Source organism: Halobacteriovorax sp. RT-1-1 (assembly GCF_047085455.1).
GTDB lineage: Bacteria > Bdellovibrionota > Bacteriovoracia > Bacteriovoracales > Bacteriovoracaceae > Halobacteriovorax_A.
In genome coordinates this window covers 102,527-121,691 of sequence record NZ_JBKIXZ010000002.1, presented here as the reverse complement: position 1 = coordinate 121,691, position 19,165 = coordinate 102,527, and the positions used below count along the sequence as shown (strand labels likewise).

14 protein-coding genes are annotated in these 19,165 nt (G+C 35.5%); 1 reads left to right on the top strand and 13 read right to left on the bottom strand.

Annotation, left to right across the window (positions count from 1 at the left end):
• Nucleotides 1–4: 4 nt before the first annotated feature.
• The 9 genes from ACMAWV_RS10855 to ACMAWV_RS10815 all read right to left on the bottom strand — a co-directional run bounded on the left by ACMAWV_RS10855 (nt 5) and on the right by ACMAWV_RS10815 (nt 12,379).
• The gene (locus ACMAWV_RS10855) at nt 5–1,912 is read right to left on the bottom strand and encodes a fumarate reductase/succinate dehydrogenase flavoprotein subunit (RefSeq protein WP_412470384.1); all 1,908 of its coding nucleotides are present in this window, start codon (nt 1,910–1,912) and stop codon (nt 5–7) included.
• On the bottom strand, nt 1,912–2,577 hold the full coding sequence (locus ACMAWV_RS10850; protein WP_103217679.1) for a succinate dehydrogenase cytochrome b subunit: 666 nt from the start codon (nt 2,575–2,577) through the stop codon (nt 1,912–1,914). The genes ACMAWV_RS10855 and ACMAWV_RS10850 overlap by 1 nt, the downstream gene beginning before the upstream one ends.
• Before the next feature lie 121 nt (nt 2,578–2,698).
• Nucleotides 2,699–4,357, bottom strand: a complete 1,659-nt coding sequence (locus ACMAWV_RS10845; RefSeq protein WP_103217678.1) for a HAMP domain-containing methyl-accepting chemotaxis protein — start codon at nt 4,355–4,357, stop codon at nt 2,699–2,701.
• Nucleotides 4,358–4,387: 30 nt separating this feature from the next.
• Entirely contained in the window at nt 4,388–6,271 is a 1,884-nt protein-coding gene (gene cheB, locus ACMAWV_RS10840; RefSeq protein WP_103217677.1) for a chemotaxis-specific protein-glutamate methyltransferase CheB, read from the bottom strand.
• A gap of 29 nt (nt 6,272–6,300) precedes the next feature.
• Nucleotides 6,301–8,406, bottom strand: coding sequence for a methyl-accepting chemotaxis protein (locus tag ACMAWV_RS10835; RefSeq protein ID WP_412470385.1), 2,106 nt, complete (start codon nt 8,404–8,406; stop codon nt 6,301–6,303).
• A gap of 33 nt (nt 8,407–8,439) precedes the next feature.
• Nucleotides 8,440–8,907 carry a chemotaxis protein CheW gene (locus ACMAWV_RS10830; protein ID WP_103217675.1) on the bottom strand — a complete coding sequence of 156 codons (468 nt, stop codon included), beginning with the start codon at nt 8,905–8,907 and terminating at the stop codon, nt 8,440–8,442.
• Between the two features lie 27 nt (nt 8,908–8,934).
• The gene (locus tag ACMAWV_RS10825; protein ID WP_412470386.1) at nt 8,935–10,968 is read right to left on the bottom strand and encodes a chemotaxis protein CheA; all 2,034 of its coding nucleotides are present in this window, start codon (nt 10,966–10,968) and stop codon (nt 8,935–8,937) included.
• A 148-nt stretch (nt 10,969–11,116) separates the two neighbouring features.
• Nucleotides 11,117–11,953 (bottom strand): chemotaxis protein CheX, encoded by an 837-nt coding sequence (locus tag ACMAWV_RS10820; RefSeq protein WP_103217673.1) that lies wholly within the window; start codon nt 11,951–11,953, stop codon nt 11,117–11,119.
• A 12-nt stretch (nt 11,954–11,965) separates the two neighbouring features.
• The gene (locus tag ACMAWV_RS10815; protein ID WP_103217672.1) at nt 11,966–12,379 is read right to left on the bottom strand and encodes a response regulator; all 414 of its coding nucleotides are present in this window, start codon (nt 12,377–12,379) and stop codon (nt 11,966–11,968) included.
• Nucleotides 12,380–12,758: 379 nt separating this feature from the next.
• On the opposite strand from ACMAWV_RS10815, the gene ACMAWV_RS10810 reads away from it, so the two are divergent.
• The gene (locus ACMAWV_RS10810; RefSeq protein WP_146037831.1) at nt 12,759–14,762 is read left to right on the top strand and encodes a hypothetical protein; all 2,004 of its coding nucleotides are present in this window, start codon (nt 12,759–12,761) and stop codon (nt 14,760–14,762) included.
• A gap of 47 nt (nt 14,763–14,809) precedes the next feature.
• Here the strand turns inward: ACMAWV_RS10810 and ACMAWV_RS10805 are convergent, their stop codons facing one another.
• The 4 genes from ACMAWV_RS10805 to ACMAWV_RS10790 form a co-directional block, all read right to left on the bottom strand.
• A complete protein-coding gene (locus ACMAWV_RS10805) occupies nt 14,810–15,841 on the bottom strand; it encodes a pseudouridine synthase (protein ID WP_412470387.1) in 1,032 nt (343 codons plus the stop codon).
• A 105-nt stretch (nt 15,842–15,946) separates the two neighbouring features.
• Entirely contained in the window at nt 15,947–17,464 is a 1,518-nt protein-coding gene (scpB, locus tag ACMAWV_RS10800) for an SMC-Scp complex subunit ScpB (protein ID WP_103217669.1), read from the bottom strand.
• A 23-nt stretch (nt 17,465–17,487) separates the two neighbouring features.
• Nucleotides 17,488–18,393 (bottom strand): segregation and condensation protein A, encoded by a 906-nt coding sequence (locus ACMAWV_RS10795; RefSeq protein WP_103217668.1) that lies wholly within the window; start codon nt 18,391–18,393, stop codon nt 17,488–17,490.
• Between the two features lie 34 nt (nt 18,394–18,427).
• Nucleotides 18,428–19,087: a site-2 protease family protein gene (locus tag ACMAWV_RS10790; protein ID WP_103217667.1), complete on the bottom strand. Its 660-nt coding sequence runs from the start codon at nt 19,085–19,087 to the stop codon at nt 18,428–18,430.
• Nucleotides 19,088–19,165 lie beyond the last annotated feature (78 nt).

Sequence of the window (19,165 nt, the reverse complement as noted above, 5' to 3'; positions counted from 1 at the left end):
CTACCTACTTGTATGATCTGATTGTTGGTTTAATATATTCAAAATTGAGTTCTTCGCGATGTAATTGATACTCACCGCTAGAGTACTCCCAAGCAGACACATAACTGTACTCATCATCATTACGAACTGCTTCACCTTCAGTACTCTGGTACTCTTCTCGAAAGTGAGCACCACACGACTCTTCTCTTTGAAGAGCATCAAGACACATAAGTTCACCTAGCTCAATAAAGTCAGCTAAACGAAGCGCCTTTTCTAATTCGGGATTTAACTCATTATTAGAACCAGTAACTTTAACATTTTTCCAAAATTCAGATTTTAATTCTTTTATTTCAGAAATTGCTTTTTCAAGACCGGCCTTATTGCGACTCATAGCACACTCTTGCCACATAATTTTTCCGAGTTCTCGATGGTAATGATCAACTGTTTTCAAACCATCGATTTTAAGAAGCATCTTTATACGTGCTTCAACTTCTTCAAGACATTTAGAAAATTCGTCATGAGATATATCTGGTTGGTCATATTTCATTTCATCGGCAAGATAGTTATTAATTGTATTTGGTAAAATGAAATAACCATCAATACTTGCCTGTAAAAGAGAATTTGCACCTAAGCGATTAGCACCATGATCTGAATAATTACATTCACCTATTGCATAAAGGCCCGGTACCGTTGTCATCAATTCATAATCAACCCAAAGCCCTCCCATTGAGAAGTGGGCAGCAGGTGAAATCATCATTGGTTCTTGATAAGCATTAATTCCAGTTATCTTTTCATACATTTGAAAAAGGTTCCCATAGCGGTCTTTTATCACCTCAATTCCCAACCTTTCAATTGCATGTTTAAAATCTAAATAGACAGCATTCTTAAGTACACCGACACCATGACCTGAATCGATTTGCTCTTTTGCTGAACGAGAAGAAATATCACGAGGGGCCAAGTTTCCAAAACTAGGATATTTTCTCTCAAGATAATAGTCTCTATCCTCCTCAGGGATCTCATTGGCCTTTCGACTATCTCCAGCTTTCTTAGGAACCCAAATTCTCCCATCATTTCTCAATGACTCAGACATAAGAGTAAGTTTTGACTGTAATTCGCTCGATTGAGGAAGTGCAGTTGGGTGAATCTGTGTAAAGCTAGGTGCTGCAAAAAAAGCACCTTTCTTATGGGCCGCCCAAATGGCAGAACCATTACAACCAATTGCCAAAGTAGATAATCTGAAAACGCGAGAATAACCACCAGTTGCTAATACGACAGCATTTGCCATGAATTTCTTTAGTTCTCCAGTTTCTAAATTACGTGTGATAACACCCTTTGCTTTTCCATCGATAATAACGAGATCAAGCATTTCAGTACGAGGATGCATCTTAACATTACCTTGCTTTACCATTTTTGAAAGTTGAGAATAAGCAGCAAGAAGTAGTTGCTGACCAGTCTGTCCTCTTGCATAGAAAGTGCGTTGAACTTGTACACCTCCAAAGCTTCGATTAGTTAGTACACCACCGTATTCTCTAGCAAATGGAACACCTTGCTGTGTAAAATGATCAATAAGAGGAGCCGAAAGCTCTGCAAGACGATATACATTTGCTTCACGTGAGCGAAAATCACCACCTTTTAAAGTATCATAAAACATTCGCCAAACACTATCACCATCATGCTGATAATTTTTAGCTGCATTAACTCCACCTTGGGCAGCAACAGAGTGAGCACGACGTGCAGAATCTTGATAACAAAAGCAATCTACATTGTAGCCAAGCTCACCAAGCGTAGCTGCCGCACCAGCACCTGCAAGACCAGATCCAACAACAATAATTGAAACTTTCTTTCGATTTGCAGGATTAAGTAACTTACTTTCTGCTTGATAAGTAGACCATTTTGATTTTAATTCTCCATTAGGAATTTTTGCATCTAACATTACAGTTTCTCCCTAATAAAAATAACAATAGGAATAATTGCGAAGCCGAAAGTGATAATTAATGAAAAAAATCGACTACACTTATCTAGAACTTGTATATGCTTTAATCGATAGAATCCTAGTGTTTTGAACGCACTCGATAGGCCATGATTTATATGGGCGCCAAGAGGAATCATAAGTAGAGAATAAAAAATAACATAGAATGGATTCTTAAATAATTGAGTTGTAATTAAATAGATATCTTTATGGCCACTAGAATCTATCGGAATGCTCTGTCCAAAGCCTAACTTCACTCGAGCCCAAAAATTTCCCATGTGAACAACAATAAATATTAATATGATGAATCCAAGAAGCCCCATATTTTGGGAAGTCCAAGTCGTCACTTCACTATTATCTTTAAAGGCGTAATCGACTCCTTGTGAGCGTGAATTTTTTATCGTTACTCGTACCGCCATATATGTATGAATCAAAATAGCCAAATAGAGAAAAATTGAGACGACTTTGATAAGAAGATTTTCTGCCAATGTATGTGAATACAAATTATAAAGAGATTGAGCGTGAAATTTAGGCAATAGTAAAATTAAGTTTCCACCGAGATGAACAATAAGAAATAAGCACAAGAATAAACCAGTAAATGCTAAGATATACTTTCTAAAAAACAACATATAAACATCCCTTCTTTAAAAGAATTATAAATTAGGGAGTTCATAAAACCTAGATAAAATATAGTAAAAAAAAGGGCACTGTGAAAGTGCCCTTTATTTTATTTGATATGAATGACAGTTATTATGCAGCTTTCTTTGTCTCAGAATTTTCTGATTTTTTATGAAAGTTTACAACATTATTAACTGCTCTTGCTGCTGACCTGATTTGAGCAACAATTAATCCTCTTAAATCAGTAATATCTTCACCAATGTGGATAACAGCTTGGCTTAATTCTGTCGATGCAGCCTTAAGATCATGTGCCGACTGATTTGTTAAACTTGCAGAACTTGAAATTTCCTGCATTGCTCTACTAACTTCTTCGACCCCAATTAACTGCTCTTTTGAAGCATTTGCCACTTCATTAGAGTTAGCTGAAACCTCATCAAAATTTCTTAGTACTTGAGTAAATACTTCCTGACATTGATTACTAATCTCAACACTTTTGTTAATTTTGTCTCGACTCATATTTAATGATTCATTTACATGCTTACTTGAATCATCAACAATCTCAGTTACTCTTTTTAAGCTATTAACAAGTAGTTTAGAAATTTCATCAGCAGAGTCACCACTCATTTTAGCAAGATTCCCTACTTCTTCTGCTACAACAGAAAAACCTTTACCGTTCTCTCCTGCTCTTGCTGCTTCAACAGACGCATTGAAAGAAAGTAGCTTTGTTTGAAAGACAATATCGTTAATCACTTGTGTTTTAGCGTTAATTTCTTCAAATACAGAGATAATTTCATTTAATTCGCTATTACTCTTTTCAACAGTATTTGCTAGTGCAGTCGTACTACTATCAACATCCTTAACACCACGTCCTAAATCTCCTAGAGACTTTACACCATCAGTAACAAGCTCCTGACTTTTTTGAATCAGAGAAGCTACATTATTAGATCCATCAGTATTGCTCTTAATCATTTGAGAAATCTCATGTAAAGAGCTCGATGTCTCTGTTGCTGCTGCTGAAAGTTGCTCAGAAATAGAGCTAAGTGCAACTGACTTATTTTTAAAAGTATTAGATACTTTCTCTAAATTTTGTCCCTCATGAGAAATTGACTCAACGATATTATTGATACGTCCATCGATTCTTCTTGCCATAAAAATACAAATACCAACAGAGCCGAATAAGCTAATAACTGAGATAATAGACATTAAGAAGATCGAATTAGAATAAGTCTCATCTGCGTCCTTAAATTCAGCATCTCCCATTCCTAAAATAAGCTCTTGTAATTGATCTAAACTATCTCTTGCATTCTCAAATTTAGAGTTAACTGGCCCAAGAGAATTAGAAATCAATTGTGACTTATTAAATCTCTTAAACTCACCATCTTTATTAAGAGGAAACTTTTCTGCTGCAGTTCTTTCAAATGCTTCTAGTCCCTCGTTAAATTTTTTCGAAATTTCAATTTCCTTAGGTGAATCACCTAGAGCAGTATACTTTTTGAAGCGATCAACAACTTGCTGCTTATTAGTAAAGTAGTCATCAGCTAATGCTTTCTTCTGTTTTTCAGTTAGTCCCTCTAGAAGTAGCGTTCTTTCCGCAACCAACATCTGCTGAAAGTCACGGTCGGCTTGCACTAGACTGTTAATACTAGGAAGTCTCTTAGAAAATACTGTATAAAGATGTGACTTCACTGATGTTAATGATTGATATCCCACAAATGCAATAACTAGCTGTATGGCAAGCATAGTAGCTGATAGTGCAATAAGTTGTTTCTTAATTGTCCATTGTCCTTTCATAACCCCTCAATCTCTCCCCAAAATTCTATTTTAATTCTTCGCAACCCTTGTCAGAATTTGCTCAGTAATTTTATCCAGTGGTAAGGAAATACAAGAAGCACCTAAATCAAATGCTTTCTTAGGCATTCCATATACAACTGAAGTTTCCTCGTCTTGTGTAATTGTAAAAGTATCGCACTCTTTCAATTTCAGTAAACCTTTCGCACCGTCAGCTCCCATTCCGGTTAAAAGAGCAGCTGTAACTTTATGTCCTTTTAGCTTAGCTAAGTTTTCGAACAAATAATCAACGCTCGGACGGTGTCCAGAATATATCGGTGTTTCACTATCTAACTTGATCATTAATTTACTTTTACCAACAACTCCCATATGAATTCCACCAGGAGCGATGTAGACGGTGTTATTTTTAACTTCTTCACCATCAGTAGCCTCAACAACGTCAAATGGACAAAGCTCATTTAAACGATTTGCAAATGCCGTAGAAAAGACTGGTGGAATATGCTGTACAATTAAGACAGGTGGAAATTCCTTAGGGAAACGCATAAGCAACTGCTTGATCGCCTCAGTTCCCCCAGTTGAAGCACCAATTGTGATCAACTGACTACCTGAGAAATCAAAATTATTAGTTCCTACCCAGCTAGTTAACTTTTGACTTTTAGATTTAACAATACTGCTATAAGCAAGATCAATTTTTTCTAAAAGAGCCTTTTTAAACTTAAAGATATCATCAAATGAAGGCTTTTTAAGATAATCAAAGGCACCATCTTCTAGACAGCGCATAACGATATCCCCATCACTCTTACTTACAGAACTAATCATAATTGCCTGAAGCGACTGATCTTTTGGAAGGTTCTTTAAAACATCATGACCACTCATTTTTGGCATATTGATATCAAGAGTAATAACATTTGGTTTAAGCTCTTTAATTTTCTCTAAACCATCTGCACCATCAACTGCTTCACCAACAACTTCGTAGCCAGGAACACCTGTTAGACACTTTCTAATTAGCTTCCTAACCGTACTAGAATCATCTACAATTAGAATTTTTTTAACTTGCTCTTGCCTAACTCGAACACTTCTTTTAGTTTCATGATTTGTTTTGAAATAAATTGACTGCCCAAGACTTTGGAATCCCTCGTGCTTCCTAAGTGTTTCAGAGATACCAATAAAAAGATATCCCTTATTTGTCACACAATTAGAAAATTTCTTTATAACTTTATCGATTTGGTTCTCATTGAAATAAATAAAGACATTTCGACATAGAATAATGTCATACTTATCGCGATACTCCGCGCTATTTTCATCTATTAAATTATGAACCTTAAATTTGCAAAATTTTTTAAGCTCATCACTTACTTTTACAAAGGGAGCAATATCACCACTACCGCGATACCAATTTCCTTCCAAGTACTCTTTAGGAACTTTTTGTAGCTCTTTCCAGTAATAAACACCTTTTTGTGCATGCTTCACTGATTTTTCGCAAATGTCTGTGGCCAAAATTTCAAATTTAAAACTTGGATCTATTTCTCTTAAATGCTTTTTTAAAATCATTGCAAGGCTATATACTTCATCACCTTTGCTACAGGCTGCACACCAGATTTTAAGGCTATTTCGGCCACTATTTTTGATGCGCTCAACTATCTTAGGAAGAGATTTTACAATGAATTCGAATTGATTCTTTTCACGCATAAAGAATGTGTAGTGTGTCGTTAGTAGTGAAACTAGCTCACTCTTCTCTTGACTACCAGGAGTCTTAATAAGAGAGAGATACTCTTCAGCATTATTTAAACGAAGCTCTACAATTCTTTTGTCAATGCGAGATTTCACCATTGCATCATTTTGTGATGTAAAGTGAGTCCCTGTCTCTTGTGACATCATTTGCGCTATTTCAATATAACTTCTAGCAAGATTACTCATTCAATCTCTTCCCAATTTCCTTATTGATCTTATACTGCTTTATCAAATCTTGCGTCGTCTTCGCTTGGATACTCATCAGAGTCTACTTCTAAAACAGGGTCATCAAACCCCATATCCTCGACGACTGGTGTACTCTTTGCAACGAACTTTGCTGGCTTATCCTTAACAACTTGTGGTGCTGGAGTCGAGTCGAAGACAGGAAAATCTTCAACCACTTTGTGCTCTGGTGCAGAATAAGTTTCTACTGGCGCGCTTGAAATTGAGTCTACAAGTCTATCTCTATCTGCCGATAAATTTTGAATTTTTCCTAATACTTCACTTTCTAACTCTTCAACAATTCCATTTAGAATTGAAGTTTGTTCAGACAAGCTTTCTGCAAAACCAGAAGTTTCCTGTGCAATACTTGAGTTAGTATGAGTTACTTCATCAAGTTCATTCATCGCATCTGAGATATTATTGATCCCCTCAGCTTGCTCTTGAGATGCTGTTGAAATCTCCGTCATCATTTTTGTAACGGCATCAACATTATCAACAACACTATCTAGAATTTTTCCACAATTTTCAGAAACATCAACACCTTTAGTAATACTTGTTTGAGCTTCTGAAATAAGTCTTTTAACGTTCACTTGAGTTTCATCAACAATTGATTGTACTTTCTTAATTGAGCCACCAAGTAGTTCTTCAATTTCAAGAGCAGCGTTACCACTCATCTGAGCAAGATTTCCAACTTCTTCAGCGACAACAGCAAAACCTTTCCCATGCTCGCCTGCTCGAGCTGCCTCTACAGAAGCGTTAAAAGATAATAGCTTTGTCTGGAATACGATATCGTTGATTACTTTTGTTTTTTCAGAGATCTCATTAATAACATCGACGATCTTTACAATCTCTTCATTATTACGATTCATCTCTTTCATAATATCTTCGTTATTACCGTTAATTTGTCCAATAGCTTCAACCATATCATTAACGGCCTTCTTACCTTCTAGAGCAACACGTTGTGATTCATCAGCCTTTTGGCTTGAAACTTTTGCATTCTCAACACTTTTGTTAACCATGGCCGTAATCTCATTAAGAGTAGCAACGGTCTCTTGAATAGCACTTGCTTGTTGAGTTACTGAAGAAGAAACTTTTGCTGATGCCATACTCATATTAGTTGAAGACTTTTCAGTAACTTGTGACGAGTCACGTAGTCTCTCACTAAGTACAATAATTTTCTTAATTGATTTTGAGAAGTTATACTGAAATCCATATGCAAAGGCTGCAATCACAGCAAAAAGAATTGGAATAAAAAAGCTAATTTTATCCTCTAATACAGTACTTTCTTCAATTCTTTCTTTAGTTTTTCTATCAATTAACTCAATATTTTTTTGGATAATTTCGAAAATATTCTTTGTCCCTTTTACTGCGGTAGCACTATATTTCTCTAAAAGTAGTTGATTTGAATATAATTTATCAAATGTACGAATGTAGTCATTAACAGACTTACTCACATCACTATAAACATATTGTTTATACTTTCGAGCAATTAGCTCCTTCTTAATTTTCTCACCTTCTGATTTCGCTTTATCTACATAACTCTTTGTTCTTCTTAAAAGGAAATCTTTCTCGTGGCGACGAAGATTAAGTAGAGAAATCATGAAACTTGGATTTAAATCGTATTTCTTAATCTTTTTTTCAATATCATGAGCGTAACTTCTAAGCTCACCTCTAAGACCACTCTTTGAGTCACCTTCAATCTTTAAAGTACTGCGAGTATTACCAAAATTCTTAGAGTGTTCTTTAAACTCTTTATAAAGCTCATCCCAAATGATTTCATTAGAATAATCAACATCTATTTTTTTCATATTGGTAAAAGTTTCTTCGTTTATTTTAGCTAGCTCAAGAAAACGCTTAACTCCAGCGGGATCTTGTGAAATTATAAACTCTTTCTCGTGTGAAATTTGTTCTCCAAGATTTGCTGCAAAAGTTCTCATCGAATCTTTCATTTTCAAGTCATTTTGAACAGTATTCTTTAAGCTTTCAACGAGTCCATAGTAAGAATAAATTGAGATAGCTAATCCAATTCCAAACATTGCAAAGATACCAAGAAAACTCAGAATCGTTTTTTTGTTCATTGACAGTTTTGTTTGTTTCATTACTTTCTCCCGGTGTATCTACACCATCCCCAATTATGCAGCTTTCTTAGCTAGGCCATTAATTTCATCGATATTCAAAATTGATTCAAGATCAACTAATTGAATTAAAGATTCGTTATGACGATATACCTTGTTTAAGCGGTCACGTTTCTTTGTTTCTACAGAAGCAACTTCTTGAATCTGCTCTTCATCTACAGATAGAACCTTGCAAATATTATCAACAACAATACCTAAGCATAGCTGACCAAACTCAACAATAATCACGGCCTCTTCATTAGATTCAGCAGGCTTAACACCTAGCCTCGTGCGTAGATCAATAATTGAAATTACTTGTCCACGTAAGTTCATAATTCCGACATAGTAACTAGGACTAAATGGTACATTTGTTGTTTCAGGAACAGAGATAAGTTCTCTTACTTGTAGAAGTGGGATTGCATAGTGTTCATCCCCAAGTTTAAATTCTAAGTACCTTTTTGTTACATCAGTTGTTTCATTTTCCATATTTTCCCCACACTTCAAGTTATAATATTAAGCTGCGTTACTTACTGGTCTCTGACCTTTTGTTTTACTTACTTTATTCACAACAAGTTCTTTCAAGTCTAAGATTAAAGCAGGACGCCCATTACCAAGAATAGAGCTTCCCATAAAACCTTGTGTATTCTTGATATCATTTCCAAGACTCTTAATAACGACTTGCTGACGTCTTAAAACATCATCAACAACAATTGCAAAATCCATATCTTCAGTTCTTACAACTAGTGCAATCTCATTTACTGAAGGCTCTTTCACATTATGTTTCAGAAGTGTACTAAGTCTAAATGCTGGCAGTACTTGTCCTCTAAGCACAATACATCCTCCAACATTATTAACTTTCTTATAGTTTTCTTCTGTAACAGAGACAGTCTCATGAATTAAGTTCAATGGAACAACATAGTTTTCTTCACTAACTCGTGTAACCATCCCTTCAATAATAGCCATTGTTAATGGAAGCTTAATTCTAAAGGCAGAACCAGATCCGACCTCAGACTTAACTTCAACGGCCCCCGAGATATCTTGGATATTCTTTTTAACAACATCCATCCCTACACCACGTCCAGAAATTTCACTTACAGCTTCTTTAGTTGAAAAACCTGGTGCAAAAATTAAGTTAATCGCATCTTGATCACTTAGCTTATCTGCATTTTTAATAACGCCTTTCTCAATTGCTTTACTTTTAATAATCTCTGGGTCAATCCCTTTTCCATCATCAACAACTTCAATCACAAGACTATTACCTTCATGATAAGCTTTGATTTGAATTTCACCAGCATCAGACTTACCAACGGCTTTTCTATCTTCAACACTCTTTTCAAGCCCGTGGTCGACTGCATTTCTAACGATGTGAACTAATGGATCTGAAAGTTGCTCTAGAATATTCTTATCAACTTCCGTCTCTTCACCAACAATAGTAAGGTTAACCTTCTTACCTAATGCCTTTGATGTATCTCTTACAATACGTTGTAATTTAGAGAATGTTGTTTTAAGTGGTACCATTCTCATTTTCATTGAAATATCTTGAATTTCTTTTGTAATTTTTGATAAGTGACTAACACTCTTTCTTACGTGTTCGTCCGCAACTAGATCATTACACTCACTTAGAACAGTTTGTAGAATTACAAGCTCACCGACATAGTTATTAAGCTTTTCTACACGGCTGATACCAATACGAATTGTCTCTTCCGGCTTAGCTGCTTTTTTAGGAGCTGCTGCTTGTGTTTTTGCAACAGGAGTTGAAGCAGTTTTCTTCTCTTCCTTCTTTGCTGCAGAATCTAGACTTACAACATTATCAACGACAGGATCTTTAGGAGCTGTTTCGCTCATTAAAGTATCGAGATCATTTGGTGTACTTGAAACAGGTGCTTCAACAGGCTTTACTTCTTCTGTTGTATCAAAAGATTCACCATATAATAGACGATCGAGGTCACTCATATCTGATTGACTCGGACGTGCATCCGCAACAACTTCTTCATCAAAGCTTACAGGTTCCTCGTTATCAAGAATTCCTTGTAGTTCTTCGTCTTCAAAGTCCTCTTCTACTTCTTGATGATAAGTATCTTCATCTTCTTCTTGCGCGCTCGCTTCAAATTCAGCTTCATCAGGAATATTTGAAATTCTCAGGTCATTATGTTCAACGTCAGCACTTGAAACATCTTTAATAAGTTGAATAATCTCATCAGAATTAAACTTGGCTTCAATATCATCTCTTAGAGTTGAGATCATATTATTTAAATGATCAGAACATTTTAAGAATACATCGATAACATCAGCACAGATGTCGACTTCACCTTTCTTAACCTTTAAGATCAGCTCTTCCATCTCATGTGTAAATTCTGCGACGTCACTGAACTCTACCGCTCTTGATGTACCTTTAAGGTTGTGAGCAAGGCGAAAGATTTTATCAATATGCTCATCTGTATTATCGACACCCGATTCTAGCTCTAGGAAAGACTCTTCACAATCTTCAAGAAGCTGAACAGCCTCTTCAAGGAAATCCATCTTTAATTCTAATTCAAACTCATCCATAATCACATCTTGTCTTTTGTGTTAATATCTCTTCATTATTCGGACAAAATTTTTATTTAATTAGTGTTTTTAGTGGCTTACTATAAATTTCTATAAACAATCTTAATTACATGACAAAGATCATGTTCAGTTTTTTCCAACTACCTAATTATTCGTTTGCCCCCAATAGGATGTAGATATAAAAAGAGCCCAGTTTCGTTGCTAGTGGAATCATTAATGACTCATATTTGCCTAGCTCAATTTCTGAAAAGTTCTCTCTTAGTAAAACTGATGGAATTGCACGGTCAATAACAATCCCTCTATTTTGATTTAAAGTAGCCTTTGCCTGCCCTAATGTAATATTTGTAAATTCTGCAATTGCATCTTTCACATCTTCATTAAGCTCAGTGTAATCTTCTCCGAATATTTGATTATAAATATTGATAAAAACAATATCTGGAAAACAAATTAAAAGCCTGCCATTAAACTGCTCATTTTGAACATCAATTGATCCAATTAAACCAATCTCATAACTTTCAAAATCTTTTGCTTTTGATACTTTTCCCGGTAATACTTTTAAATTTGCCTGAACCCCAAATGTATCAATTGCTGCTTGAATAAATGGGTTAACAAAGTTTACATCAAGCTCAATTCTCTTTTTTTTAAGATTTAGCTCTTGTAGTCTTTTCGATATCGAATCTGTGAAATTAAAACGTTCATCTGCATAATCACTTTTAAGTTCTCTAATTAATTTTGATCGCGCATTAATTGTATAAATCAGAATTGATTTATCTTCTGCAGATTTAAAAAGCCTAAATATTTCATTATAAATTTTTGGTGATACAAATTCGACACTCTTAAAATCTAGAATAATTAGCTTATCCTTCTCGTCCTCTAGAATCGCATCAAAGATCATCGATAAAGACTTTACGCAATCTAGATCGATATCACCTGAGAAGGCCAAAACAGAGAAGTGAGATTTAGTAATTCTCTCTACCATACCCATGAAAGCCTCCTATTAACCTTGTGGAAACCTTTTCTTCATGGCCAGGGCCAACCTCTTTTTAAATGATGCTTGATCGAATGGTTTAATAACATAACCATCTACATCACTAGCAATTGCCTCTTGAATTTGTGCAACGTCTTGCTCTGCTGTAACCATTACGAATGGCATCTCTTTGAAGTTCTCACTGCCTCTAATTGTTTTTAGCAGATCCAGTCCAGTAGCATTCGGCATACTCCAGTCAGAGATGATAAAAGATATCTCATTTGGTCCACCTTTATTCTCTACAATTTTTTTAAGAGCATCTTTTCCATCAACTGCCTCAACAAAACGATCGGCCCCTAAATCACGTAATAGCTTTTTTACGATCTTTCTCATTGTGCTCATGTCATCTACAATTAAAAAAGAAAACTTCTTAAGATCTTCCATATACTCATTCTCCTACTCAATAATCTTCAACTAATATATCACCAGGTAAATAGCGCAAATAGCGACCTTATTTTTCCCAGCAAATAAAAAAAGTTTTGATCTCTTATTTAAACTTAATATATCTAGTTAGTTATCGGCTTTTACTAATTTAAATTTATGCCAATTTGTGTCAAAGTTTATTATTTCCCCAAAGGGAATTTATTGTAGAAAATGCCTATAATTTCCTGTGTTTGCCAATTTAGTCACTTAAAAGTTAACTGAATTAACTTTCTCCTTATAATGAGCTATCAGTCGATAAAATATGCTTAGACTTTGTTCACACTTATAACTATTACATTCAACGATTTTCCAACTATTTATTATGATATTAATCATAGACATGAATAGGTTCAAAACACTGATAATTATCCTGATTACGTCACTCAGCTTTGCGGCCGAGCAGGCGCCTATTAACGACAAGAATGTGGTAGAAACCACAACTCAAGATAGTACTCCAAGTACTTATTTGAAGTTCAAGTACTTTCTAAGAGATCACCTGTCGAAAGAAAATATCAATAGAAAGCTAATCGATGCTTTTAACAGTTTAAAAGTCAGCTTTGATGTTGATATTTTTAAAATCAATATCGCAGATGGCCTTTCTCTAAGAGGAAAGTACGAATACGAAGTAGAAAAATCCTATATTCAAGGAAACTATACTCGCCGTGATCAATTTAATTTTAGAATTCAGCACGATACAAAGAATGCCTTCTTCCCAGAGCTTCAAACGCCATTTTTCTTAAAGGCCGATCGAAATAATGAAGTAATCATTTCAAGACAATTTGCAAAGAAAACAGATGCAATGAAGGCCCTTCCATTTAATGTCGCTAAGATCCCAATTCGCTCTAAATATGTTGATGAATTAAATCCAGGTGACTTTATTTCAATCCCTGCTTCAATGGCCATTACGACAGGCTTTAGTTACAACAATGCAATCCCACTTATGAACACAGGTCTTACTGGGTTTTATACGATGGCAGGAGACTTCTTAATTCAGGTATACAAGCTTGATGATAAGAAAGTTCGTGTAAAAATCATTGCTCAAAAGAAGAAAACTTCTGGAATAAGCTTTAGAAGCCGTTTTGGGATAGAACTTATTAGCTTTGAAATTTTGGGTCAAGATGTCGATTACAAGTATAAGCTTGATTGGTTTAAACTAGATGCTTCTCGCACTAAGGGTAATATTATTCTTGCGGACTATGTTTTTAACCTTAAAGATGAAGAAGTTAGAAAGGTTTATGATAAATTATTCAACAATGTCTTTAAATTTAAAGAAGCCAAGCTTCTTGCTGAATCACTTAACTCTGATCTTTTAGATAAGTACTACGTTGTTAACCTAGAGGATGTTGATCGAATTGCTAAGATTGATAATGGTCAGAACTCTCCAAGAGTAGAGCGTGTTTTTAAAGGACACAATAGATACAAATCTAAATCCTCAGGGATTCAGCTTAACTTAGATATTCTAAAGCTTGGAGCAAAGAGCCACTACGTTAATAACCGTTTTAATTTCGAAAAACTTGATGGCTCAACTGTCGCCTTCTACTACCCTAACTACACAAAGACGAAAGAATCAAAAATCTCTATTGAAATTTTTGATACAAAAGAGAAAGAAATCCTTTCATATTTTGGACTAACTTCATCTCATAGTGATCATAAATTCTTAAACGTAGGAATGAACTTTAATCGAGTTGATAACGAGTTTAGAAGATTAGAGCAAAAAAGATACTTAAGAATTCTTAGTGGAATACTTCCTGAGATAGTAAGAGATGACGTCATCGCACGAATCCCTAAAGAGAAGCGTTACGTAAATTTTAATTCGAAACTTACAATGATTTTAAAGAAGGATGCCTTCTCTTATCTTAACAAGATCTCCTTTGAAGATTTTCACTACCGCTTAGCTGAACACTTAAGAGGCAAAAGAGTTATTCGCACATCAGGCCATGACAAAGACTCTAGAATGCGTCCATATGAAGTACCGGAAGATGAATACCAAAGAAAAACAAAGAAACTTGCTAAGTTCTTCTACGATATCATCCATAGTGATATGCCTTACAATGAAAAGGTCGATAAATTCACTTCAAAACTTAGAAATATAAATAACGAGCAATATATTATGCAACTTCTAGTAGAGCTTCTACCTGTTGATAATATTGAAAAATATCTTTATCTTGATGTTTATATTGCTGATGATTCTGAGACTCTAGTCGACCTAAGAATCGGAACTAATAATTACCAAGAAATCTATAATCAACTTGAGTACCTGAACCGCTATATTAGAGGAACAGATGAGGACTTAAGAATTGATGATCGAATTGATCGAATCGAAGATATCCAAGAGTTAGACTAATTTACCGACTAAAAAGATAAAAAAAAAGCCGCTTAAAGCGGCTTTTTCTATTTAACAAATTCTACGTGAACATGTTTCTGTTCATTTTCTTTTTTAGCGACACGAGCTTTCTTCCTATCTTGTCTCTTCTTGAAAGCTGCTTCTTTTTCTTCCCAAGCTTGTCTTCTAATCTCTTTTTCTTTTGCTTTCTTAGTTTCAGCAATCTCTTTAATTGATTTAAAGTAAGTCTCTCTTCTAAACTTAACAAAAGCTTTATCATCGGCCGCTGTACAACCTTGATGACCTTTCTTCTTTAAGTTTACAGACTTCTTGCTTGAAATATACTCAACAGCATCTTGCATTTTATTTCCTGCCATATCAATACCAATAGCATTCAATAAGTTTCTTCTATTTACTAGACGGTATGAACCAGGAGCAATCCCCTCTACAGTTAAGCCACCAATAGCAACACGCTTTAGTTTATCAACAGTTAGACCTGCACCTTCACACATACGACGAATTTCACGGTTTTTACCTTCATTGATTCTAAACTCAAGCCATGTTTTTGTTTCTAGTTGCTTAATTACGCGAACAGCTTGTGGCTTTGTCATTACACCATCAATATAAACCCCCGCTCTTAGCTTTTTAAGTAGGAATTCATTGATTGCACCAAATACTTTTACTTCGTATACCTTAGTAATTTCTGAACTTGGGTGAATAACAAGATTTGCAAAGTCACCATCATTAGTCATTAATAGAAGACCTTCTGAAAGGTAATCTAGACGACCTACAGGATAGATTCTTTCACTGATTTCTTTACATAGATCAACAACAGTTTCTCTTCCTTCAGGATCATTAACTGTAGTCATAACCCCACGAGGTTTATTCATAATCATATAGATTTTTTCAACAGAACCAAGATCTGCTGCTTTACCATCTACTTCAACAGCGTCAATCGTTGGATCAACCTTAGAACCAAGTTCACGAATAGCAATACCATTAACCTTTACACGTCCTTGAACGATTAGGTCTTCGGCCTTACGACGTGAAGTGATTCCACAATCTGCAATAAATTTTTGTAAACGTACTAATTTAGACATTTTGACTCTCCTATCTGCCATCTCGGCGGTTAAAAGCTAAAAGAAAAAGCTTACGTCTAAATAGAACTAAACGTAAGCTTTTACAAGTATTTAAGTAATTATTTCTTAATCAATATATGACTCAGAATCCCCTAAGTCCTTGTTATTTAAAAAATCGAGATCAAGATCAAGATCCTTTGCTCCATTAATTAAATTTTGAGTTGTTTCATTGATACTATCATCCAGATCAACTTCCATCTCATCTTGTGGCACAGCAGAGTCACCACCAAATAACTTTGCAAACGCATCATCAAGAGCTTGTGCTAATTGATCGGCTTCTTCATCCGTTTTTGTTTCATCAATAATAGCAATTTCTTCAACCTGCTCGGCCGCTACTTCAATATCGGCTTCATCATTAATAAGATCTTCTTCATCAAGACCTTCTTCACTTCCAGAAGATAAAATTGCTTCAGCAACTTCTTCTAGCGCTTCTTCAACAGAGATATCTTTAATAACTTCACCTGAATCAAGATCGATCATTTCAAAGTCATCTTCCTCTTCTTCAGGGATATTGAATGGGCCTTTAGTTAAGTCTGCGATAACTTCTGGACAAGTAATGGCCGTAAATACTTCCGATTCAGCCGATTCCTTATTTGCTCCTGTAACAAGTGAGTTATCAAGGTGCTGCTCAAGAAGATCAAATGCAGTAAGAATTGGTGCAGCTTCTTCACCTTCTTCAGTTCTACCTGACTTACGTCTTCTCTCTTGAACCTTAAGAGACTTTGTAAATGCTGTTTCTGAATCAATTGCCTTAATCGACATTGCGATATTATCAAGTTCTTCAATTTCATCTTGATCAAATCGTGACGCAAGGTCGGCGTTAACAAGTGTTTTAATATCTTCGATTTTACCAACACCTTGAGTAGCAATTTCAGCAAGCTCATGTTCTGGTGGTAGTTGATCAATATTTGCTAAGTTGAATACCTCTAAAAATTCAGAAGTTGTCCCGTAAAGAACAGGGCGTCCAACTTCTTCAGAACGTCCAGTTACGCGAACGAGTCTCTTATCCATTAAACCACGTACAATGTGTGAACTATCAACACCGCGGATTTTTTCAACTTCAATTTTTGAAACTGGCTGCTTATAGGCAATGATTGCTAGTACTTCAAGAGCTGTTGGAGAAAGTACTAATTCATTGATTTTAAATAGGTCTTGCACATACTTAGAGAAAGTTGCCTTTGTTCTAAATTGGTATCCATTTGCAACTTCTTGCAGACGAATTCCGTGGTGCTTTAACTCATATTCATCTTGAAGACGAGTAATTGCTTCGTGAACAACACGTAGAGGAATATCTTCATCAATAAGTGATTTGATTTTCATTAATGGAACCGGCTTATCGCTCATGAATACAATTGTTTCAATTGCACCACAAATTGTTTCTTCATTAAGTCCTGTTCTGGCTTTCCAAAGCTTATCTTCTTGAAGTTTTTCATCAGCAAAGTCAGACTCTAGCTTTAAGTATTCTTCTGGAAACTCTAGGTCTTCATCTGATGGCATTAGGGCCATTTCTAACTCTTCAACCATCTCTTCTTCTGTTGATAGAAACTCTAGATTTGCTTCAGTAACTGTTGTGTTCTCTTCCATTTGTGTGCTCTCTCTAATAGCGCTTATTGCGCTACTTGTTCCATATTTTCTAATTCTTGTGTTTCAATCTTATCTTTTGACTCATTCTCATCATCAAACCCATCGGCTTGAGTAACATCGAAGTCATCAAGAGTCTTCACAACATCAACGTAAACTTGCCCAAAGCTTTCATTTTGGAAAACCTGTACACGCTTAAGTCTAGCAAGTTCTAATAGTGAGATGAATGTAATTACAACGTTATCAATTGTGTTCTTACCGTCTGCAGACATTTTTGCAGTATCTTCACCAGTCGTCGTTGCCATTCGGCTATTGCTATCATTTTCAAGTAGTTCATCTAGATTTGTTTTTTGTCCCACTTGTAGATATGTCTTTAAGAATTCTAATTTTTCTTTAATCGATAAACGGTCACGCTTAATAACTGTATACTTACGATTTTGACGGAAAATGAAATCAATCATCGTATCAGTTAGCTTCTCAAGCTCCATTGGAGTAAGAATTGAGTTAACAATCTCCTTACGATTTACCTTTGGCTTTACGAAAATATCTTTTCCCGTTTGAGGAAGATCAAGAAGCTTTTGACCCATCTTTTGGTAAAGGGCAAGCTCTTCAAGACGACGAACAAGCTCCGCATGAGAAGTGATATTTAACGAGCTCTCCGAACCAAGCTGACTTTGAAGTTTAGCCTGCTCCTCTTCAGTAACTGCATTCTTTGATTTAAGAAGGACTAACGTTGCAGCTAAGAATAAATAATCTCCTGCAATATCAAAGTTAAGCTCTTTCATATTTGCTAGATAATCTAAGTACTGCTTAGTAATTCTAGTAAGGTCTAGCTCTTTAATCGACATTTGCTCTTTTTGAATAAGAAGCAAAAGCAGTGAAAGTGGACCATCAAATGTATCCGTTTTAACCTTAATCGTTGTGTCTAACATGTGTTAATTCCCTCAAATCCCTCAATTAACTTAATTAAGAGAGAATACCCGCAAAAGTATTCATTAATACCATCCCTAGCTGCATAACCGGTCTGATCATGTAACCAAAGATAGGTGTAAACCAAAGAATTAGAATAAAAATAAAACTAAATCTTTGAAGTTCTTCATATTTTCGTGCTGAGTTGTAATCTAAGTAAGCTGCAACCATTTTCGATCCATCAAGTGGAGGAAATGGAATTAAGTTAAAGACCGCCAGTAAGATATTAATAAATACCGAGTACTGAAGCATATCCATAAATTGCGTCTTTAATGAGAAAGTCGCTGGAACATAAGCGTAAACCATTCCAAAGAATAGCGCAGATAAAACCATAAGTATTAAGTTCGCTCCAGGGCCTGCAAAGCTTACCCAGAAGATCCCTGATTTCATATTTTTAAATCGACGAACATCCACAGGTACTGGCTTGGCCCAACCGAATGGAACTCCGCCAAGCATAATTCCTACCATTGGGAAAATTACTGTTCCAACTAAGTCCACATGTGGAATAGGATTTAAAGTTAAGCGCCCAATTCTTTCGGCCGTATCATCACCATATCTCTTGGCCATCCAACCATGTCCAAACTCGTGAAAAGAGATCGCTAATAGAAAGCCCGGAAGGGCCAAAGTCAATGTATTGATAATTCGCATTAAATCCATCGCAATAATCTACCAAAAACCACGGGAATCGACAAAAATTTGCGCCGCAAAATGAACGGAATGTAAGACAAATTAAAG